This window comes from Sphaerisporangium sp. NPDC088356 (assembly GCF_040685555.1).
In the GTDB taxonomy this organism is placed as follows: domain Bacteria; phylum Actinomycetota; class Actinomycetes; order Streptosporangiales; family Streptosporangiaceae; genus Sphaerisporangium.
Window position 1 is genome coordinate 1 of record NZ_JBFBIK010000007.1, and the last position, 19,799, is coordinate 19,799.

At 70.4% G+C, this 19,799-nt stretch carries 19 protein-coding genes and 1 riboswitch; of the genes, 11 read left to right on the forward strand and 8 right to left on the reverse strand.

The genetic code is table 11. The annotated features are described in order from the left end of the window. The 7 genes from AB0O34_RS04670 to AB0O34_RS04700 all read right to left on the reverse strand — a co-directional run. Positions 1-1,012: L-serine ammonia-lyase (locus tag AB0O34_RS04670; protein WP_363912599.1), on the reverse strand; the 1,012-nt coding region annotated here is incomplete at its 3' end. Between the two features lie 83 nt (positions 1,013-1,095). Continuing rightward, complete coding sequence (gene gcvH, locus AB0O34_RS04675) at positions 1,096-1,485, reverse strand: glycine cleavage system protein GcvH (RefSeq protein WP_363912602.1); 390 nt, start codon at positions 1,483-1,485, stop codon at positions 1,096-1,098. Continuing rightward, entirely contained in the window at positions 1,482-2,573 is a 1,092-nt protein-coding gene (gene gcvT, locus AB0O34_RS04680; protein ID WP_363912605.1) for a glycine cleavage system aminomethyltransferase GcvT, read from the reverse strand. The genes gcvH and gcvT overlap by 4 nt, the downstream gene beginning before the upstream one ends. A 135-nt stretch (positions 2,574-2,708) precedes the next feature. After that, a riboswitch (glycine riboswitch) is annotated at positions 2,709-2,806 on the reverse strand. Between the two features lie 18 nt (positions 2,807-2,824). Beyond that, complete coding sequence (locus AB0O34_RS04685) at positions 2,825-3,532, reverse strand: gamma-glutamyl-gamma-aminobutyrate hydrolase family protein (protein WP_363912607.1); 708 nt, start codon at positions 3,530-3,532, stop codon at positions 2,825-2,827. Positions 3,533-3,535: 3 nt separating this feature from the next. Then, on the reverse strand, positions 3,536-4,300 hold the full coding sequence (locus tag AB0O34_RS04690; RefSeq protein ID WP_363912609.1) for a 3-oxoacyl-ACP reductase: 765 nt from the start codon (positions 4,298-4,300) through the stop codon (positions 3,536-3,538). Positions 4,301-4,351: 51 nt separating this feature from the next. Then, entirely contained in the window at positions 4,352-5,695 is a 1,344-nt protein-coding gene (locus tag AB0O34_RS04695) for an aldehyde dehydrogenase family protein (RefSeq protein ID WP_363912611.1), read from the reverse strand. A 1-nt stretch (position 5,696) separates the two neighbouring features. Beyond that, on the reverse strand, positions 5,697-7,043 hold the full coding sequence (locus tag AB0O34_RS04700) for a glutamine synthetase family protein (protein ID WP_363912613.1): 1,347 nt from the start codon (positions 7,041-7,043) through the stop codon (positions 5,697-5,699). 143 nt (positions 7,044-7,186) lie between these two features. Here AB0O34_RS04700 and AB0O34_RS04705 point away from each other — a divergent pair, with 143 nt between their 5' ends. The 3 genes from AB0O34_RS04705 (at position 7,187) to AB0O34_RS04715 (ending at position 9,124) form a co-directional block, all read left to right on the forward strand. Beyond that, positions 7,187-7,909: an FCD domain-containing protein gene (locus tag AB0O34_RS04705; protein ID WP_363912616.1), complete on the forward strand. Its 723-nt coding sequence runs from the start codon at positions 7,187-7,189 to the stop codon at positions 7,907-7,909. A gap of 128 nt (positions 7,910-8,037) precedes the next feature. Further along, a complete protein-coding gene (locus AB0O34_RS04710) occupies positions 8,038-8,823 on the forward strand; it encodes a hypothetical protein (protein ID WP_363912619.1) in 786 nt (261 codons plus the stop codon). 106 nt (positions 8,824-8,929) lie between these two features. Beyond that, positions 8,930-9,124, forward strand: coding sequence for a hypothetical protein (locus AB0O34_RS04715; protein WP_363912621.1), 195 nt, complete (start codon positions 8,930-8,932; stop codon positions 9,122-9,124). Here the strand turns inward: AB0O34_RS04715 and AB0O34_RS04720 are convergent. Then, entirely contained in the window at positions 9,121-9,753 is a 633-nt protein-coding gene (locus AB0O34_RS04720; RefSeq protein ID WP_363912623.1) for an alpha/beta hydrolase, read from the reverse strand. The two genes, AB0O34_RS04715 and AB0O34_RS04720, sit on opposite strands and share 4 nt — an antisense overlap. 135 nt (positions 9,754-9,888) lie before the next feature. Here AB0O34_RS04720 and AB0O34_RS04725 point away from each other — a divergent pair, with 135 nt between their 5' ends. The 8 genes from AB0O34_RS04725 (at position 9,889) to AB0O34_RS04760 (ending at position 19,739) form a co-directional block, all read left to right on the forward strand. Next, a complete protein-coding gene (locus AB0O34_RS04725; protein WP_363912626.1) occupies positions 9,889-10,803 on the forward strand; it encodes a TIGR03620 family F420-dependent LLM class oxidoreductase in 915 nt (304 codons plus the stop codon). Positions 10,804-11,090: 287 nt separating this feature from the next. Then, on the forward strand, positions 11,091-11,978 hold the full coding sequence (locus AB0O34_RS04730; protein WP_363912628.1) for a MurR/RpiR family transcriptional regulator: 888 nt from the start codon (positions 11,091-11,093) through the stop codon (positions 11,976-11,978). 69 nt (positions 11,979-12,047) lie between these two features. After that, positions 12,048-12,743: an SDR family oxidoreductase gene (locus tag AB0O34_RS04735; protein WP_363912630.1), complete on the forward strand. Its 696-nt coding sequence runs from the start codon at positions 12,048-12,050 to the stop codon at positions 12,741-12,743. Between the two features lie 77 nt (positions 12,744-12,820). Continuing rightward, the gene (locus AB0O34_RS04740) at positions 12,821-14,173 is read left to right on the forward strand and encodes a formimidoylglutamate deiminase (protein ID WP_363912632.1); all 1,353 of its coding nucleotides are present in this window, start codon (positions 12,821-12,823) and stop codon (positions 14,171-14,173) included. Positions 14,174-14,455: 282 nt separating this feature from the next. After that, positions 14,456-15,358, forward strand: coding sequence for a sigma-70 family RNA polymerase sigma factor (locus AB0O34_RS04745; RefSeq protein WP_363912634.1), 903 nt, complete (start codon positions 14,456-14,458; stop codon positions 15,356-15,358). Positions 15,359-15,725: 367 nt separating this feature from the next. Then, a complete protein-coding gene (locus AB0O34_RS04750; RefSeq protein ID WP_363912637.1) occupies positions 15,726-17,036 on the forward strand; it encodes an ammonium transporter in 1,311 nt (436 codons plus the stop codon). Continuing rightward, positions 17,033-17,371: a P-II family nitrogen regulator gene (locus AB0O34_RS04755; RefSeq protein ID WP_262848359.1), complete on the forward strand. Its 339-nt coding sequence runs from the start codon at positions 17,033-17,035 to the stop codon at positions 17,369-17,371. Before AB0O34_RS04750 ends, AB0O34_RS04755 begins: the two co-directional genes overlap by 4 nt. Positions 17,372-17,375: 4 nt before the next feature. Next, positions 17,376-19,739 carry a [protein-PII] uridylyltransferase gene (locus AB0O34_RS04760; protein ID WP_363912640.1) on the forward strand — a complete coding sequence of 788 codons (2,364 nt, stop codon included), beginning with the start codon at positions 17,376-17,378 and terminating at the stop codon, positions 19,737-19,739. Positions 19,740-19,799: the final 60 nt, after the last annotated feature.

Here is a 19,799-nt window from a genome sequence, read left to right on the forward strand (position 1 = left end):
CCGAGATGGAGGCGTTCTCCTTGAACAGCACGCCGATCGCCCCCGCGGTGAGCAGGAAGCGAATGATGCCCTCGTCGTCGGCCTTCGGTGTGAACCGGTCGTAGTAGGTCAGCACGGCGGGGATGATGCCGGCGGCGCCGTTGGTGGGAGCGGTCACGATGCGGCCGCCCGCCGCGTTCTCCTCGTTCACGGCGAGGGCGAACAGCGTGACCCAGTCCATCGTCTGGAGCGGGTCCTTCTCGGGCGACTCGCTCTGCAGGCGCCGGAAGAGCTGGTTGGCCCGCCGCCTGACCTTGAGGCCCCCGGGGAGCACGCCCTCCTTGGCGCTGCCGCGGCGTACGCACTCGGCCATGACCTGCCAGAGCCGGAGCAGCTCCGCCCTGATCTCGTCCTCGGTGCGGCCGAAGGCCTTCTCGTTCTCCAGCATCAGCCCGGAGATCGACAGGCCGGTCTCCGAGCAGTGCCCGAGAAGCTCGACGGCCGTGGTGAAGGGGTAGGGGAGCTCGGTGTCGTCGGCCTTGATGCGGTCGGCTCCCGTGGCGTTCTCGTCGACGACGAACCCACCGCCCACCGAGTAGTAGATCTTCTCCCGGATGGACTCGCCCTCGGGGGAGAAGGCGGTGAAGCGCATCCCGTTCGGGTGATGCGGGAGCGAGATCTTGCGCTCGAAGACGAGATCCTCGCCGATCACGAAGGGGATCTCGCGCGAGCCGTACAGCTTCACGGTGCCGGAGGAGCGCATCTCCGCGAGCCGGCCGTCGATGGTGTCGACGTCCACCAGCTCGGGCTTCTCACCCGACAGCCCGAGCAGGACGGCCTTGTCGCTGCCGTGGCCCTTGCCGGTGAGGCCGAGCGAGCCGTAGAGGATGACCTCCACCCGGGCGGTCTTCTCCAGCAGCCCGTCGGCGTGCAGGCCTCTGGCGAACTTGTGCGCCGCCGCCATGGGCCCGCCGGTGTGCGAGCTCGACGGCCCGATGCCTATCTTGAACAGGTCGAAGACGCTGATCGCCATTGATCTCGGCCCTTCGGAGGGGTTGTGCGGGGCCCGGCGAGCGCGGGGGCTCGCCGGGGTGAGGACGTGCGGTGTCGGGACCGTCAGGACTCGGCGGTGGTGACGGTGGTGTACTCCTCGGCGCTGAGCAGATCCTCGGGGGTTCCCTCGATGCGCACGCGGAACAGCCAGCCCTCTCCGTACGGGTCGGAGTTGACCAGGGAGGGGTCGTCCACGACGGTCTGGTTGACCTCGACGATCTCGCCCGTCACCGGCGCGTAGATGTCGCTCACGGACTTGGTGGACTCGACCTCTCCGATGGCGTCCCCGGCCTCGACGGTGGCACCCGTCTCCGGCAGTTGGACGTAGACCACGTCACCCAGCGCGTCGGCGGCGAACGCCGTGATCCCCACGGTCACGGTGAGGCCGTCGTCGAGCCCGGCCACCCACTCGTGCTCCTTGGTGTAGCTGAGCTCCTCGGGAATGCTGCTCACATGCTCCTCCGGTAAAAAGGCAGGTCAACCACGTCGACCGGTTCATGGCTACCACGGATGTCGACCGCGAGCCCTTCGGACACGTTGATGTCCACGTAGGCCATCGCGATCGGCTTGCCGAGGGACTGCGAGGGCGCGCCGCTGGTGACCTCCCCAACGACGGTGCCGTCAGTCAGCAGCACCACGGGGTAGCCGTGGCGCGGCACTCGGCGGCCCCGCGCGACCAGCCCGGCGAGGCGCCGTCGCGGAGGGACGTCCTTGAGCGGCGCGAGCGCCGCGCGGCCGACGAAGTCGCCCGGCTTGTCGAACTTCACGACCCGGCCGAGGCCGGCGTCGAAGGGGGTAAGCCCGGCGTTCAGCTCGTTGCCGTACAGCGGCATGCCCGCTTCGAGGCGGAGCGTGTCGCGGGCGGACAGCCCGGCGGGGCGCAGGTCGAACGCGTCGCCTGCCTTGGTGAGCTCCTGCCACAGCGGCACGGCGTCCTGCCCGGCGACGAAGAGCTCGAAGCCGTCCTCGCCGGTGTACCCGGTGCGGGCGATGAGGGCCTCGGCTCCGGCGACGGTGCCCGGCAGCCCCGCGTAGTACTTCAGGCCGGTCAGGTCGGCATCGGTGAGGGTGCTGAGGATCTCCTGGGCGCACGGTCCCTGGATGGCGATCAGCGCGTAGCGGTCGGAACGGTCGTCGACCTCGGCGCCGAACCCCTGTGCCCGCTCGGTCAGCTCGGCGGCCACCCGCTCGTAGTTGGAGGCGTTGGCCACGACGAGGAACTCCTCGTCGGCCAGGCGGTAGACGATCAGGTCGTCCAGCACACCGCCGTCGGCGGCGCAGATCATGGTGTAGCGGGCGCGGCCGGGCTCGAGCACGGACAGGTGGCCGACCAGCGCGTGGTCCAGCGCCTGGCCCGCCTGCGGTCCGGTGACGAAGATCTCGCCCATGTGGGAGAGGTCGAACAGCCCGGCGGCCGTACGCACTGCGTTGTGCTCGGCGGACTCGCTGCCGTAGCGCAGCGGCATCAGCCAGCCGGCGAAGTCGGTGAGCGTCGCGCCGAGGCTCTCGTGCACCTCGCGGAGCGGTGTGGGTCTGGACATGATGCGCACCTCAGACAGGGTTGGATGAGAGCATCCTCCCCCTCTGTCATCGGTGCCTGAGAGTTTCGCCCGGGTTTTACCGGACTTTCACCTTCGGCGAGGCCCCGTGGAGGGGGCCTGCTTTCCAGAGATCACCTGGCCCGCGCGGTCCTTTGCCTTGTGAGGTTCGCGGGGAGGACTTGCTCCTTCAGGGGTCCTGACCGGATGTCAGGACGCTCTCCCGCACGGGATCATCGGTGTTCCCGCTCACCTTACCAAGGCCGGCCGGTCGTCGCGGCGGTGACCAGAGCTTCGAACAGGTGGCCTTCCTGGCCCGTCTCGGGATGCCACTGGACCGCCAGGGCGAAGGGATGTCCGGCGAGCTCCACCGCCTCCACCGTGCCGTCGTCCGAGGTGGCGGACACCGTGAGGCCCTCGCCGAGGCGGTCGGCGGCCTGGTGGTGGTAGTGGGCGGCGGCGGCCTTCCCGGCCCCCAGTGCGTCTGCGACCCTGCTGCCCGGCGCCAGCCGTACGGGCAGGTGGCCGAACTCGCCGGGGGCGGGGGAGTGGCCGCTGTGGCCCACCACGTCGGGCAGGTGCTGGTGGAGGCTGCCGCCGAGTGACACGTTCAGCACCTGCAGGCCCCGGCAGATGCCGAGGAACGGCAGCTCCGCCTCCAGCGCCGCGCCGACCAACCCAAACTCCGCCTCATCGCGAAATTTGCGGACGTATCCGGTTTGGTGGTGCGGCGGCTCGTCGTACCTGCCGGGATCGACGTCACCGCCGCCCGCCACGATCAGGCCGTCCAGCCGCTCGACCAGCGGCGCGGGGTCGCCCGCCGGGGGCAGGATGACCGGCTGGCCTCCCGCCCTGACGACGTGCTCGACGTAGTTGTACGGCAGCAGCGCGGCCGGCATCCGCCACACGGTGAAGGCGGCGGGCTCGACGTAGCACGTGATGCCGATGACGGGACGCGGCACGGGCTACTGCGGGGTCACGTAGGCGCCGGAGATGCCGCCGTCCACCAGGAACTCGGCACCGGTGATGAAGCTCGCGTCGTCCGAGGCGAGGAACGCGACGGCGGCGGCGATCTCGGAGGCCTCGGCGAAGCGGCCCACCGGGATGTGGACGAGGCGCCGCTGGGCGCGCTCGGGGTCCTTGGCGAACAGCTCCTGCAGCAGCGGGGTGTTGACCGGCCCTGGGCACAGCGCGTTGACCCTGATGCCCTCGCGGGCGAACTGGACGCCCAGCTCGCGCGACATGGCGAGCACGCCGCCCTTGGAGGCGGTGTAGGAGATCTGGGACGTCGCGGAGCCCATCACCGCCACGAACGACGCGGTGTTGATGATCGAGCCCTTGCCCTGCCGCCGCATGTACGGGATGGCGTGCTTGCAGCAGAGGTACACGCTGGTCAGGTTGACGTCCTGAACACGCCGCCAGGCCTCGATGCCGGTGGTCAGGATCGAGTCGTCGTCGGGAGGGGAGATGCCCGCGTTGTTGAAGGCGATGTCCACGCTGCCGTAGGCCTCGAAGGCCGTCTCGAACATCCGGCTGACGTCCTCCTCGCTGGTGACGTCGGTGCGGACGAACAGGCCGCCCACCTCGTCCGCCAGCTTGGCGCCGCCCTCCTCGTCGAGGTCGGCGCACACGACCTTCGCGCCCTCCTCGGCGAAGCGGCGAGCCGTGGCGAGGCCGATGCCGCCCGCCGCCCCCGTGATGACGGCGACGCGGTCCCGCAGACGTTGCATGGTGACGAACTCCCTGGTGCTTGGATCAGTCGTGGATCTTCAGCCCTTTGATCAGTGGGCGATGAAGACGTTCTTGGTCTCGGTGAAGGCGGCCAGCGCGTCCGGCCCGAGCTCCCGGCCGAGGCCGGACTGCTTGAACCCGCCGAATGGTGTCCAGTACCTCACGGACGAGTGGGAGTTGACCGAGAGGTTCCCCGCCTCGACCGCGCGGGCCACCCGGAGGGCCCGTCCCACGTCCCGGGTCCAGATAGACCCCGAAAGGCCATATTTCGTGTTATTGGCGATCTGTACGGCTGCCGCCTCGTCCTCGAACGGGACCACGCTCACGACCGGCCCGAAGATCTCGTCGGTGAACGCGCGGTCGTCCAGCGACTCGTGGGTCAGCACGGTCGGCGGGAACCAGAACCCTTTGCCGGACGGGCACGAGCCCTGGAAGCGCGGCGTTCCGGTGACGAAAGACGCCACCCGCTCGCGGTGCTCGGCGCTGATCAGTGGCCCCATGTCCGTGCCGGGATCCAGCGGATCGCCCACCGTCAGACCCTCGACGGCCCGGCCGAGCCGGTCGAGGAACTCGTCGTACACCGGGCGCTCCACGAGGATCCGCGAGCGCGCGCAGCAGTCCTGGCCGCTGTTGTCGAAGACCGCCGAGGGGGCGCTCGCCGCGGCCTGTTCCAGGTCGGCGTCGGCGAAGACCACGTTGGCGCTCTTGCCGCCGAGCTCCAGCGTGAGCCGCTTGACGTTCTCGGCGCACCTGGCCGCGATCAGCTTCCCGACCTCGGTCGACCCGGTGAACACGATCTTGTTGACGCCGGGGTGCTCCACGAGCCGGGCACCCGCGACCTCCCCTGCTCCAGGCAGCACCTGGAGCACCCCCTCGGGGAGGCCGGCTTCGAGGGCCAGCTCCGCCAGCCTCAAAGCGGTCAGCGGGGTCCACTCGGCGGGTTTCACGATGACGGTGTTCCCGGCCGCGAGCGCCGGGGCGGCGCCCCAGGTCATGATCACCATGGGGAAGTTCCACGGGACGATCACCCCGACGACGCCGAGCGGCTCGGCGAACGTGATGTCCACCCCGCCCGCCACCGGGATCTGCTTGCCGTGGTTGCGCTCGGGCGCGCCCGCGTAGAAGTGCAGCACGTCACGGACGTTGCCCGCCTCCCAGCGGGCGTTGCCGATCGGGTGGCCCGCGTTGGCGAGCTCCAGGCCGGCCAGCTCGTCGCCGTGGCGGTCGACCAGGTCGGCGAAGCGGCGGAGCAGCCGCGCGCGGTCGCCGGGCGCCACCTCGCGCCAGGCGGGGAACGCCTTCCTGGCACGCTCCACCGCGCGGTCGGTCTCGGCCAGGTCGGCGAGCTCGACGTCGGCGAGCACGTCCTCGTTGGCAGGGTTGATGATCTTCATGTCACATCCGCTCGAATCCCCGGAAAAGCTCCCAGTCGGTGACCGCCGCGTCGAAGGCGGCCAGCTCGACACGGGCGTTGTTCGCGTAGTGCTCGACGACCTGCTCGCCCAGCGCGTCCTTGGCGATCTTCGAACCCTCCCACAGGGCGAGCGCGTCGCGCAGCGTGGTGGGCACGGTTTCTGCGCCCGCCGTGTAGGCGTTGCCGCCGTACGCTTCCTCCAGCGGCAGCTCGTTCTCGATGCCGTGCAGGCCCGCGGCGACCAGCGCCGACACCGCGAGGTAGGGGTTGACGTCCCCGCCCGGCACGCGGTTCTCGATGCGCAGTGAGGGCCCGTGCCCGACCAGCCGCAGGGAGCAGGTGCGGTTGTCCACGCCCCACTTGACCGCCGTCGGGGCGAAGCTTCCGGGGACGTACCTCTTGTACGAGTTGATGTTGGGCGCGTACAGCATCGTGAGCTGGCGCATGGCGGCGAGCTGGCCCGCGATGAAGTGCTCTCCGAGCTTCGACAGCCCGTGCTCGCCGTCTCCCGCCATGACCGGCTCGCCGTCGGCCGTGCGCAGGGAGATGTGGATGTGGCAGGAGTTGCCCTCACGCTGGTTCGGCTTGGCCATGAAGGTGATCGACATGCCCTCCTGGGCGGCGATCTCCTTGGCCCCGTTCTTGTAGATCGAGTGGTTGTCGCAGGTGGCGAGCGCCTCTGTGAACCTGAAGGCGATCTCGTGCTGCCCGAGGTTGCACTCGCCCTTGGCCGACTCGACGTACATCCCCGCGCCCTCCATGCCGAGCCTGATGCGGCGCAGCAGGGGCTCGACGCGGGCGCCGCCGAGCAGCGAGTAGTCGACGTTGTACTGGTTGGCGGGCGTGAGGTCGCGGTAGGCCTTGGACCAGGCGTTCTCGTAGCTGTCGTTGTAGACCACGAACTCCAGCTCGGTCCCGACGTACGCCGCCCAGCCGCGCTCGGCGAGGCGGGCGAGCTGCCCGCGCAGGATCTGGCGGGGGGAGGCGGTGACGTCGGAGCCGTCCTCCCAGAGCAGGTCGGCCATCAGCATGACCGTGCCCTCCTGCCAGGGCACCCGGCGCAGGGTCGCCAGATCGGGCTTCATCACGAAATCGCCGTAGCCGCGCTCCCACGACGACATGCTGTAACCATCGACGGTGTTCATGTCGATGTCCACGGCGAGGAGGTAGTTGCATCCTTCGGCGGCGTGCTGCAGCACCTCCTCCAGGAAGTACCGCGCGGACAGCCGCTTGCCCTGGAGGCGCCCCTGCATGTCGACGATGGCCAGAAGCACGGTGTCCACCCGCCCGGCGGACACCTCTTCACGCAGTTGGTCGACGGTGAGCACGGCACTTCCCTCCGGCAAAAGTCTGGAAACAGACCATTGGAGGCATGCAAGCACCAGCGGCCGTCCCGCGTCAACGGTTCGGGACACCTGAGCCATCGAATGGACTAATCTCGAACCATTGGAGCCGGTCTAGGGGGGAAGCGATGGGCGAGCCCCAGCTCGTCGCGCTCCTTCGACCCGTCCGGGCGGGCAACGCCTTCGAGGAGACGGTGGAGCGGCTGCTCCAGGCGATCAAGCTCGGCGTGGTCGGCCCCGGTGAGAAGCTCCCCGCCGAGCGCGATCTCGCCGTCCAGCTCGGCATCAGCCGGGTCACGCTCCGGGAGGCGATCCGGGCGCTGCAGGACGCCGGCTACCTCGACGTACGGCGCGGCCGGTACGGGGGGGCGTTCGTCGTCTACGAGCCGCCGAATCCGGGCCAGGGCGACCTGCGCAGGGCCGTCAACGAGATGGGCGCCTCCGACCTCGCCGACGCGCTGACCTTCCGCATGGCGATCGAGTGCGGTGCGGCCCAGGTCCTCGCGACCATGGACCTCACCGAGGAGCAGAAGGCGACACTGGAACGCCGCCTCGCGGAGGTCAACGACGCCGCGCCCGCCGACTACCGGCGGCTCGACACGGCCTTCCACCTGTCCATCGCCGAGCTGACCGGGTCGGCCCTGCTGGCGGCGGCCGGCGCGGACGCCCGGCTGCGGGTGACCGACCTGCTCAACGCCATCCCCGTGCTCGGGCCCAACATCGACCACTCCGGCGCTCAGCACGCCGCGATGGTCGCCGCGATCCTGGCGGGCGACCCTGAGGCGGCCAGGAAGGCCGTCGTGGAGCACCTGGAGGGGACCGCCGCGCTCCTGCGCGCTTTCCTGGCCTGAGAACGAAACCCCTGAGCCGCCCCTGAACCACCCCTGGTCCGAAAAGTCGCCCGCCTAGCGTGGGTCGGGGGCCTTCGGCCGGGGGATCACTCCCGGCGGGACCGTAGCATCGGTACTGGGGGATGCCTGTGGGGATCTGGTTTCACGAGCGGATCATCGACAGCGGAAGGCTGCCGCTCTTCTGCTTTCTGGCGGCGCTGATCGTCACGTTCCTGTTCACGCGCCTCAACGTCCGGCTGATCCGGGCGAGGGTGGGGTTGTTCCGTAACGTCAACGTCGGCGACGTCCACGTGCACCATGTCGTGTTCGGCGTGGTGCTCATGCTCTTCGGCGGCGTCGCCGGGCTGGTGACCGCCGGCCTGTCTCCGGGGTGGTACGCCATGACGGCGGCCCTGTTCGGGGTGGGCGCCGCCCTGGTGCTGGATGAGTTCGCCCTGATCCTCCACCTGAGGGACGTCTACTGGTCCGAGGAGGGGCGCACCTCGGTCGACGCGGTGTTCGTCGCGATCGCGGTGACGCTGCTCCTGCTGCTGGGCCTGCGCCCCCTCGGCTGGGAGGCGCCCGACCCGTCCCCGAGCGGGAGGTGGTCGGCGGCCCTCCTGCTGACCGTCAACCTCGTCCTCGCGGTGGTCACCCTGCTGAAGGGCAAGATCTGGACCGGCCTCGCGGGCCTGTTCGCGCCGATCCTGCTGATCGCCGGAGCGGTACGACTGGCGCGTCCCGGCTCGCCCTGGGCCCACTGGTTCTTCGCGCCGGGGTCGCGCAGGCCGAAACCGTCGAAGATGGCCAAGGCCGTCCACCGCGAGAACCGCTGGCGGCGGCCGGCGATCAGGGTCAAGATCAGCATCCAGGAGTTCGTCTCGGGCCGCCACGATCTGCCCTCGGTGTGGAGCGGCGAGCGCCGGGCGAAGTGAGCGTAGGCCCCGTGAGCTGCCATGACACCTGAGGCGGGCATTATTCGCGAATCTCGGGGGAGTGTGCCGGAGCGAACGATGATCGCTCTCAGGGAGGCGAAGCGCGATGGGCTTCATGGACAAGTGGAAGATGCGCGAGCTGAAGGCACGGGCGAAGTGGCGGTTCGGCACGAGCACCGGTAACCGGACCATGGCGGCCGAGGCCCGCACCGAGGAGGCCGAGGCCCGGCTGCTCCAGACGCAGGACCAGATCAAGGGGACCGCCAACGAGATCCGCAGGGAGTACGGCGTCCGTCACTAGGCCCGCAGGAACGAGGCGATGACCTGACGGACGTCGTCCGCGCCCAGGTCAAGGTCGTGATCCCCGGAGGCGAGGTAGGCCGTCACGGGGTGGCCGGAGGCCAGCAGCGCGTTGGCCAGGTCGAGCGTCTGGGTCGGGGGGACCGTGGTGTCCCCGGCCCCGTGGAGGAGCAGCACGGGCACCCCGTTGCCCACGTGGTTGGTAGGGGTGACGTCCGCGGTGAGATCGTCCCCCGCGACGGGCACGTGGCCGAGCAGCCGGGCCCAGGGGCTTCCCGCGACGCGTGACTCGGGCCAGTCGGCGGCCAGCGGGTCCACGGGAGGCGAGCAGGCGATCACGCCGGCCACGTCGTCGGGGGCGTCTATGCCGCGCAGGCCCAGGTGGAGCGCCAGGTGGGCGCCCGAGGATCTGCCTCCGACCAGCACCCGCACCCCGGGTTTGTCGGCGCGCAGCTTGCGCGCGGCGGCCCGTATGTCGTCGAGCTGGGCGGGCCAGGTCGCCTCACCGCTCAGCCGGTGGGTGACCGGTACGACGTCGAGGCCGTGAACGGCCAGGATCTCGCGCGACCGCTCGCCGGCGTGCCGCCGCATCCACGCGCCGCCGTGCAACCAGATCAGTGCCCGCTCCATGCGTGGATCCTACGGGTGCCGACGATGGAGAGTCTTGGTACAGGTCTCGCCTTGAATCGGGAAAACCCGGCGTGGCCGGCGAGCCCCGGAGGGAAGGCTCCCACGTGACCAGCACCGGACGTTGAGGGGCGATCCATGCCGAACAACCAGAGCGTCGACCTCGCGGCAGTGAAGCAGCGCATCGGCAAGGTCGGCGTATGGCTCTCGTTGCTGGGCCAGGAGTCCGCAGAAAGAAGCCGCAGGGCCGCCGCGACCATGGAGGAGCTCGGCTACGGGGCCCTCTGGATCGCCGAGCTGCTCGGCGGCAAGGAATCCCTGGTCAACTCCGCCATCCTGCTCACGGGCACCGAACGGCTCGTGGTCGCGACCGGCATCGCCAACATCTACGCGCGCGACGCGGCGGCCGCGGTCTCCGGGGCGGACGCCCTGGCCGAGCTGTCGGGGGGCCGCTTCATCCTGGGACTCGGCGTGAGCCACGCCCCGCTGGTGACCCCTCGCGGGCACGACTACGGCAAGCCGGTCGAGACCATGCGCACGTACCTGGACGCCATGGACAAGGCCCCCTACGATGCCCCGCTGCCCGAGCCGCCGGCCCGGGTGCTCGCCGCCCTGCGGACGAAGATGCTGCGGCTCGCGGCGGAGCGCTCCCAGGGCGCCCACACCTACTTCGTCACCCCCGAGCACACCGCGAGGGCGCGGGAGATCCTCGGTCCCGACCTGCTGCTCGCCCCCGAGCAGGCGGTCGTGCTCAGCACCAGCCCCGACCGGGCCCGCTCCATCGCCCGCGACTACATGGCCTTCTACCTGAAGTTGCCGAACTACCTCAACAGCCTGCGCGAGCTGGGCTGGACCGACGACGACTTCGCCGGCGGCGGCAGCGACGCCCTCGTCGACGCCATCGTGCCCTGGGGTGACCCGGAGACCATCGCCGGGCGAGTCCGCGCCCACCATGAGGCCGGAGCCGACCACGTGTGCGTACAGCCTCTCGTCCGCGACCTGGACGAGTGCCTGGACCACCTCCACCAGCTGGCCCCCGCTCTCCTCGCCTGACGTCCGGCCGGGAGGCGACGGGGGTATTCACGATCAGAGCAACGCGAAACGCGTAGTTTGCGGACCGGTTGCTATTGGTGAATAGCCACATATCGCCTGTCCGGCGGCGTTACGACCATGCCAGCACCTCGTACATCCGTACCTGGAGGTAGCCTTCGGTCCCCGGCCTGAATGCGGCCATTCACCCGGGCGGCCCCATCCCCCCGAGGGCACGGGGACACAGGCGGGATGAGGAAGGCGCTCCCCGGCGTTGTCGATCACGGGGTGGCTGCCCCGGGGGGCTGGAGGTGGAAGTGGCGGACGGGCTCGAACGGCTGGTCCAGGGCAGGCGCCTGTCGCCCGTCCAACGGCGCATCGCGCAGTACCTGGGCGAGCACCTTCCTGAGGCGATCTTCCTTTCGAGCGTCGAGCTGGCCGAGCGGGCGGGGGTGAGCCAGCCGTCGGTGACCCGGTTCGCGATGGCCCTCGGCTTCGCGGGGTATCCCGAGCTCCGCCAGGCGCTCCGCCCTCTCGTGGTGGGCGGCGACGGCGGGGCGGACCCCGACCAGCCCCGGCGCGAGGGCGCGGCGGGCTTCCTGCACGAGATGATCGAGCACGAGATACGCAACCTCGCGGCCGTCCGCGACCGCCTCGCCGCCGGTTCCGGTGTGCCGGGCGTCCGGCCGGACGGCCTGCCGGGCCGCATCGAGGGGCTCGGCACGGCGCTCGCGGCATGCGAGCCGCTGCCCGTCCTCGGCCTGCGCGGCTCCTCGGGGCTGGTGACGACCTTCTCGTACTACGCCCGGCGCATCCATCCCGACGTGCGGCCTCTGACCCATGGCGGGTCCGAGCTGACCGAGGGCCTGCACGCCGCGCGCCGTGCCGGGTCCGAGTGGCTGCTCGCCGTCGTCCTGCCCCGCTATCCGGCCGAATCCGTGCACGCGCTGGAGTACGCCGCCAAGCTCGGTTTCCGAACGGCCGTCATCGCCGACCGCGCCGATGTGCCGTTCCCCGCGGACCTGGTGCTGCCGGCGCCGGTGGGGGTCAGGGCCGTCTGCGATTCGCACGCGGCGCCGCTGGCCCTCGCGATGCTGCTGCTGGAGGCGATGGCCGAGGCAGCGCCGCTGCGGACCCGGGCCCGCCTGGAGGAACACGAGCGCATGACCGACCAGACCGGCGTGTTCCTGCGCCCCTGACCGGGCATCGGCCCCAAGGCCGCGTGTGGAGGAAGATCTCATAGCGGCATTGCCCCTAGGGTGAAGCGCATGACTGGACGACCGATCGCGCTGATCACCGGAGGTTCCCGCGGGGTGGGGGCGGCCATCGCCCGGGCCCTCGCGCCGACGCACGACCTGCTCGTGGGGGGGCGTGAGAGCACGGCGCTCCTGGAGATCTGCGACGAGCTTGGAGCGCGCCCGTGGCCGGTCGAGCTGACCGACGAGCGCGCGGTGGCCGAGGCGGTCGCCGATATCGACCGGCTGGACGTGCTGGTCCACAGCGCGGGCGTGGCACGGCTCGGCCCGATCGCCGATGTGCCCCTCAAGGCCTGGCGGGAGTCGTTCGAGGTGAACGTGACCGCAGTCGCGGGCCTCACGAGGCTGCTCCTCCCGGCGCTCCGCGCCTCCAGGGGCCACGTGGTGATGATCAACTCTGGTGCCGGGCAGCGGGCCAACCCGGGCTGGGCCCCCTACTCCGCCGCCAAGTTCGCGCTCCGGGCCCTCGCCGACGCCCTCCGGCAGGAGGAGGAGCCTCACGGTCTGCGCGTCACCACCGTCTATCCAGGGCGCGTCGCCACCGACATGCAGCGGGAGGTGCGCAGGCAGGAGGGTGGCGACTTCGATCCCCGCAAGTATCTGGCTCCCGAGTCCGTGGCCCGCGCCGTCGTCTCGGCGGTGACCGCGACCGACGACGCCCACATCACCGAGATCACCATCCGCCCCGCGGCGGGGCCGGTGAACTGAGGCGGCGCTCTGTGACGTGGACAAAATGGTTCGTATAACAGGACGAATGTTGACTTTTTCCCTGAAAGATTGGGGGAGTGTCCGACCTGACCTACTGGTGCGAGCTGGCCTGGTTGCATCCCGGTGAGGCGGTCGAGGGAGTACTCGTCCGGGTGGAGGGCAGCCGGTTCGCCGAAGTCGAGCGCGGGGTCGCCGCGCCGCCGCGCGAAGCGGTGCGGCTGGCGGGCCTCACCCTGCCGGGCATGGCCAACGCCCACTCCCACGCCTTCCACAGGGCGCTGCGCGGGCAGGCGCATGCCGGTTCCGAGACCTTCCGCGGCTGGCGCGAGCGCATGTACGCGGTGGCCGCGAGGCTCGACCCCGACACCTACCTTGCCCTCGCCAGGGCGACCTTCGCCGAGATGGCGCTGGCGGGGATCACCGCCGTCGGGGAGTTCCACTATCTGCACCACGGCGAGCGCGGCCGGCCGTACGAGGATCCCAACGCGATGGGGCACGCGCTCATCGAGGCTGCCAGGGACGCGGGACTGCGCATCACGCTGCTGGACGCCTGCTACCTCACGGAGAACATCGGCGCCCCCCTGGACGGCACGCAGCTCCGCTTCGGCGACGGGGACGCCCACCACTGGGCCGAGCGCGTGGACGACCTGGCGAACGAGTACATCCTCACCGAGGACGTGGTGGTCGGCGCGGCCGTGCACTCAGTGCGCGCCTGCCCGCCGGAACAGATGCCCGTGGTCGCCGAGTTCGGGCACCGCAGGGCCGCGCCGCTGCACACGCAGATCTCGGAGCGGCGCACCGAGAACCGGCACTGCGTCCAGACCTACAGCGCGACCCCGGCGCAGGTGCTGTACGAGCACGGCATCCTCGGCCCCCGCACGACCGCCGTCCACGCCACCCACCTCTCGGACGTGGACGTGGCCCTGCTCGGCGGGTCCTCGACCTACGTCTGCGTGTGCCCGACCACCGAGCGGGACCTCGCCGACGGCATCGGCCCGGCTCGCACGCTGCAGGACGCCGGGTCGCCGATCACGCTCGGCAGCGACAGCAACGCCATGATCGACCTGCTGGAGGAGACCAGAGCGGTCGAGCTCGGCGAGCGCCTCACCACCGGGGAGCGGGGCCACTGGACGGCCGCCGACCTGCTGCGCGCGGCCACGATGGTGGGGCAGGCCTCGCTCGGCCACCCCGACGCCGGCTTCATCGTCCCCGGGGCCTGGGCCGACCTCGTGTCCGTACGCCTGGACTCCGTGCGCACGGCCGGGGCGGGCAGCGCGTCAGCCGGGGAGACGGTCGTCTTCGGGGCGACGGCCTCCGACGTCCATTCGGTCGTCTCCGGCGGGAGGCGGGTGGTCGTGGAGGGCGGTCACCTGCTGGGAGACGTCGGCGCGATGCTCGCCGACGCCATCTCCGCAATTCGATCACCCTGAGCCTTGTTCATGGCATTCATCTGCGTTTTCCCGGTGCATCCCTGAGCCTCTCAGGTACGAACTCATACCTGAGGAGGACGACTGAAACCATTCTCCGGTCGTATCTCTTTTGGGAATCTTTGCCTTGGACTGGACGTTGATTGGGGCAAGAGGGGGAGAGGACGCCGCGCCGGCATTCAGGGCCTGCGTGGCCGACTCCACCCGCACGTCAGGGCGGGCGCGGCGAGACGAGGTGCCATAGGAATGGCAAGGCCGACGGGGAATCGGACGCAGGACCAGCAGGTGGCCGACAGAGATCTGCTCGGCACCTACCTGGCCGAGATCGGAAGAGTGCCCCTGCTCAGCGCCGACCAGGAGGTCGAGCTGGCCAAGCGCATCGAGGCGGGTCTTTTCGCCGAGCAGCTCCTGGACAGCGGGTTGCCCGAGCCGAAGGCGTCCAACGCCACCGACGAGGAGCTCGAACGGCTGGCGGTGTCCGGCCAGCGCGCCAAGGACGAGTTCATCCAGGCCAACCTGCGGCTCGTCGTGGCCGTGGCAAGGAAGTACTCCGGCAGGGGGATGCCGCTGATCGACCTGGTCCAGGAGGGGAACCTGGGCCTGGTCAGGGCCGTGGAGAAGTTCGACTACCAACGGGGTTACAAGTTCTCCACCTACGCCACGTGGTGGATCCGCCAGTCCGTGGGCCGCGCGATCCACGAGCAGGCGAGGCCCGTACGCCTGCCGACCCACGCGGGCGAGCAGATGACCCGCCTGATGCGGGTCCGCCGCGACATGATGGCCGAGCTGGACGCCGAGCCGACCGACGCCGATCTCGCGGCCGTCCTCGAACTGCCGATCGAGCGGGTTCGTGAGCTGCGCCGCTGGGCCTCCGACCCGGTGTCGCTGCAGCTCGGCGTGGGCGACGAGGACGAGACCGAGCTCGGCGACATGATCGCCGACGACACCTGGGCCAACCCCGAGCAGCAGGCCATGGACACCCTCGAACGCGAGCGTCTCGAAGACTGGCTGCTCGGCCTGGAAGGTCAGACGCGCGAGATGTTGCGCTGGCGTTACGGCCTGGTCGACGGGCGCGAGCACACGCTCACCGAGGTCGGCGAGCGGTACGGCATCGGCCGTGACCGTGCGCGGCGCCTGGAGCGCGACGCTCTCGCCCGCTTGCGGAAGATGGCTCACGCCGCGGCGTGAGCGCCTGCGGCCCTTGGTGGTTCCGTGCATCTTTTCGGAATTTTCCCCCCTTTTCGGCGGTCATGCGCGTGGGGCCCTCCACCGCATGACCGCAGGTCGTGACGCTGGTCAGCTGTCACATGACCGCTCTCCCACCACCCTGGCGCGATATTAAGGACACGCCGATATCGGTTGGCGGGCCCTCCGAAACATGGCCGAAACATCGTGCCCGTGAGTTTCACGTACGTGAAACACACCAGGTCAAGACCTGAAACGGCAGAAGAACACGCTTTCGCCCAACGTCAGTGCGCAGCCGGTCAATGAAGCCCTGGAGCGCCCACTGCGGGAGAAATCGGCCACACGCCATTTGTAAGGAGGGTCGCATCGAATGAAGATCGATAGCGGCACTACAGCCTGGATGCTCGCGGCCACCGCACTGGTGCTGCTCATGACTCCAGGTCTCGCGTTCTTCTATGGGGGCATGACCAGGGCCAAAAGTGTCCTGAACATGATGATGATGTCGTTCGTCAGCATCATCACCGTAACGATCGCATGGGTCCTCTACGGTCACTCCCTTGCCTTCGGCCCGAACGGCAACGACTTGCTCAACAAGTTCGTCGGCGGACTCGGGGATGTCGGCCTGCAGAGCCTCGTCGACACCGCCACCAAGGATGACGGCACCGGTATGCCGAGCCTGGTGTTCTCGGCGTTCCAGCTCACCTTCGCCATCATCACCGTGGCCCTGATCAGCGGCGCCATCGCCGACCGCGCCAAGTTCGGCGCCTGGGTGGTCTTCTCGGTGGTCTGGGCGACGATCGTCTACTTCCCGGTCGCGCACTGGGTGTGGGGCGGCGGCTGGCTGACCCAGCTCGGCATCGAGGACTTCGCCGGCGGCACGGTGGTCCACGTCAACGCCGGTGCGGCGGGCCTCGCCCTCGCCCTGGTGCTCGGCAAGCGCAGCGGCTGGCGCAAGGATCCCATGCGCCCGCACAACCTCACGCTGGTCCTGCTGGGCGTCGGCCTGCTGTGGTTCGGCTGGTTCGGCTTCAACGCCGGCTCCGAGCTCGCGGTCGACGGCACCGCCGGTCTGGCCTTCATGAACACCCAGATCGCGACCGCCGTCGCCGCCGGTGCCTGGATCCTCGTCGAGAAGTTCCGCGACGGGCACTCCACCACCCTCGGCGTCGCCTCCGGCGCTGTGGCCGGTCTGGTCGCCATCACCCCCGCCTGTGGCTTCGTCGACCCCTGGGCCGCGATCGTCATCGGCGCCATCGCCGGAGCGGTCTGCGCCTACGCCGTCGGCCTGAAGTACAAGCTCGGGTTCGACGACTCCCTCGACGTGGTCGGCGTCCACCTGGTCGGCGGAGCGCTCGGCGCGATCTCGCTCGGCTTCCTCGCCGCCTACCCGTTCCTGGACCCGCAGGCCAAGGGCCTGTTCTACGGCGGCGGGCTCACGCAGCTCGGACGCCAGGTCCTCGGGCCCGTCGTCGTCGGGCTCTACTCGTTCATCCTCGCCTGGATCATCGGCAAGATCATTGACAAGACGATGGGCTTCAGGGTCACTGAAGAGGACGAGGTCACCGGCATCGACATCACCACCCACGCCGAGACCGGCTACGACCTCGGCTCCGTTCACGCGTCGGGCGTCGCCGCGGTGAACGGTCCTGTCCAATCAGTGTCGAAGAAGGTAGACGCATGAGGCTCATCACAGCGGTGATCAAGCCCTTCAAGCTCGACGACGTCAAGGCCGCCCTGGAGCAGTTCGGGGTCAAGGGCATGACGGTCAGCGAGACCAGTGGTTACGGCCGCCAGCGCGGTCACACCGAGGTCTACCGCGGCGCCGAGTACCAGGTCGACCTGGTGCCGAAGGTCCGCGTGGAGGTCCTCGCCGAGGAGGAGGACGCCGAGGATGTCATCGACGTCATCGTCAAGGCCGCCCAGACCGGCAAGATCGGCGACGGCAAGGTCTGGTCGGTCCCCGTGGAGACCGTGATCAGGGTCCGCACGGGAGAACGCGGACCGGAGGCCCTCTAACCGGATGATGAGAGGCGACGCTCGCTCATATGCCGCGGCCCGCAAGGAGCGGGCCGCGGACATCGACCGCTGGCTGGCCGACCTGTTCCGCACGGCGTGTCCACAGCCGTTCGGACGGGAGGGCCGGAACCTGCCCGGGGGGGCGAAGAGTGGGTTCGTATCCGGAGAGGATCGCGGCGCCGGCACTGCCCTGACGGGGTCCGGCGCTCCCACGGCGGGTACCGGTGCCGCGTTCGCCGGCACCGGTGTCGCCCTGGTCGCGGTCGGCAGCCTGGGACGAGGAGAGCTCGCCCCGGGAAGTGACCTCGACCTGGTGCTCCTGCACAACGGTCAGGACGATGTCGCCCGCATCGCCGACCGCATCTGGTACCCCATCTGGGACTCAGGCCTCGGGCTCGACCACTCGGTCCGCACGGTCGACGAGGTGACCAAGGTCGCACGCGAGGACCTCAAGGCGGTGCTCGGGCTCATCCAGGCCCGCCACGTCACCGGCGACCCCGAGCTGACCAGGGCGGCCCGTGAGGCCGTCCTCGCCGAGTGGCGCGCCGACTCGCGCCGCAGGCTCGCCGAGCTGCGCGAGGCGGCGGACAAACGCGCCGAGTCGTCCGGCGAGCTGGCCTTCCTGCTCGAACCCGATCTCAAGGACTCCCGGGGCGGGATCCGCGACGTGCAGGCCATGCAGGCCGTCGCCGCCGCCTGGGTCGCCTCCGCGCCCGGCCCCCGTGTGCGGGAGGCGTACGAGTTCCTGCTCGACGTCCGTCACGGGCTCCACCTGGTCACCGCACGCGGCGCCGACCGCCTGGTCCTCCAGGAGCAGGACGCCGTTGCCGCCGCGCTCGGCCTGCTGGACGCCGAGGCCCTGATGCGCCGGCTGGCGGAGGCGGGGCGCACGATCGCCCACGCCTTCGACGCCACCTGGCGCACCGTCGACCGCCTGCTGTCGGGCCCCGCGCCTCGCGGGCGGCGCCCGCTGGCCGACGGCGTCGTCGAGCACGGCGGTGAGGTGGTCCTGGCGCGCGGCGTCAACCCCAAGGACGATCCCATCCTGCTGCTCAGGGCGGCCGCCGCGGCGGCCGAGGCCGGACTGCCGATGGCCCCCGCCACGGTCTCCGTGCTCGCGGCCCAGTCGCCGGCGCTGCCCGTACCCTGGCCGGACGAGGCCCGTGACGCGCTGGTGGCGCTGCTCGGCGCCGGGCGCGCGGCCGTGCCGGTGTGGGAGGAGCTCGACCAGGCCGGCATCATCGTCAGGCTCATCCCTGATTGGGAGCGCGTGCGGCACCGCCCGCAGCGCAATCCGGTCCACCGCTTCACGGTCGACCGCCACCTCATCGAGGCGGCGGCGGGCGCGGCGTCGTTCACCCGCGAGGTGTCGCGCCCCGACCTGCTGCTCATCTCTGCCCTGCTGCACGACGTGGGCAAAGGCTGGCCTGGCGACCACTCGACGACCGGCGAGATCGTCGCCAGGGACATCGGCGCCCGCATGGGCCTGCCGCCCGCCGACGTGGACACGCTGGCCACCGTGGTCCGCCACCATCTGCTGCTGCCCGAGACCGCCACCCGGCGCGACCTCGACGACCCGGTGACGATCTCGCGGGTCGCCGAGGCGGTCGGCTCGCGCGAGGTGCTCGAACTGCTGGCCGCGCTGGCCGTCGCCGACGGCAACGCCACCGGGCCGGCCGCCTGGAACACCTGGAAGGCGTCCCTGGTCTCGGAGCTGGTCCGCAGGGTGCGTTCGGCCCTGTCCGGCACCCCGCCCACGCCCGCCCCCTCGCTGTCGCCCCAGCAGGCCTCCCTGGCCAGGCACGGCGGTGGCGCGGTGCGCGTGAACGGCGGCGCGGTGACCGTGGTGGCGCCGGACCGGCCCGGCCTGCTCTGGCGGGCGGCCGGCGTGCTGGCGGCCCACCGCATGGTAGTGCGCGCGGCCTCCGCCGCCTCCGCCTCGACCACTGCGGTGATCGAGTTCTCGGTGGTGCCCGAGTACGGCACGCCGCCGGATCCCGCCACGCTGGAGGCCGATCTGCGCCTGGTGCTGGCGGGCCGCCTGGACATCGAGCAGCGGCTGGCCCGGCGTACGAGGTCGCTGCGGCCGGCCCGCGTCCCGGTGGCCCCGCCGAGGGTCAGCCTGGTCGACGACGCCTCCCAGACGGCCACGGTCGTCGAGGTGCGCGCACATGATCGTCCAGGGCTTTTGTGGCGAATCGGCCGTGCTTTTGGGGAATGTAACCTTGACGTCCGTGCCGCACGAGTGGAGACTCTCGGCGCGGAGGCGGTCGACGTCTTCTATGTGGTGGACAGGTCAGGCCGGCCCATCACCGATGCTGCGCAGCGGGCGCAGGTTCGGGAGCACGTGCTCGCGGCTCTGCGCTGACTTTCGCAGGTAGGAGACGTCGCGATAGCTCCGGGATTCATAACAATTACGGTTGGTGTC

Coding starts and splice junctions, on each gene's coding strand:
- AB0O34_RS04715 (WP_363912621.1), top strand. CDS start 8,930: ATGGGCTTCATGGACAAGTGGAAGATGCGCGAGCTGAAGGCACGGGCG.
- AB0O34_RS04720 (WP_363912623.1), bottom strand. CDS start 9,753: ATGGAGCGGGCACTGATCTGGTTGCACGGCGGCGCGTGGATGCGGCGG.
- AB0O34_RS04695 (WP_363912611.1), bottom strand. CDS start 5,695: ATGAAGATCATCAACCCTGCCAACGAGGACGTGCTCGCCGACGTCGAG.
- AB0O34_RS04755 (WP_262848359.1), top strand. CDS start 17,033: ATGAGGCTCATCACAGCGGTGATCAAGCCCTTCAAGCTCGACGACGTC.
- AB0O34_RS04705 (WP_363912616.1), top strand. CDS start 7,187: ATGGGCGAGCCCCAGCTCGTCGCGCTCCTTCGACCCGTCCGGGCGGGC.
- AB0O34_RS04725 (WP_363912626.1), top strand. CDS start 9,889: ATGCCGAACAACCAGAGCGTCGACCTCGCGGCAGTGAAGCAGCGCATC.
- AB0O34_RS04735 (WP_363912630.1), top strand. CDS start 12,048: ATGACTGGACGACCGATCGCGCTGATCACCGGAGGTTCCCGCGGGGTG.
- AB0O34_RS04750 (WP_363912637.1), top strand. CDS start 15,726: ATGAAGATCGATAGCGGCACTACAGCCTGGATGCTCGCGGCCACCGCA.
- AB0O34_RS04760 (WP_363912640.1), top strand. CDS start 17,376: ATGATGAGAGGCGACGCTCGCTCATATGCCGCGGCCCGCAAGGAGCGG.
- gcvT (WP_363912605.1), bottom strand. CDS start 2,573: ATGTCCAGACCCACACCGCTCCGCGAGGTGCACGAGAGCCTCGGCGCG.
- AB0O34_RS04690 (WP_363912609.1), bottom strand. CDS start 4,300: ATGCAACGTCTGCGGGACCGCGTCGCCGTCATCACGGGGGCGGCGGGC.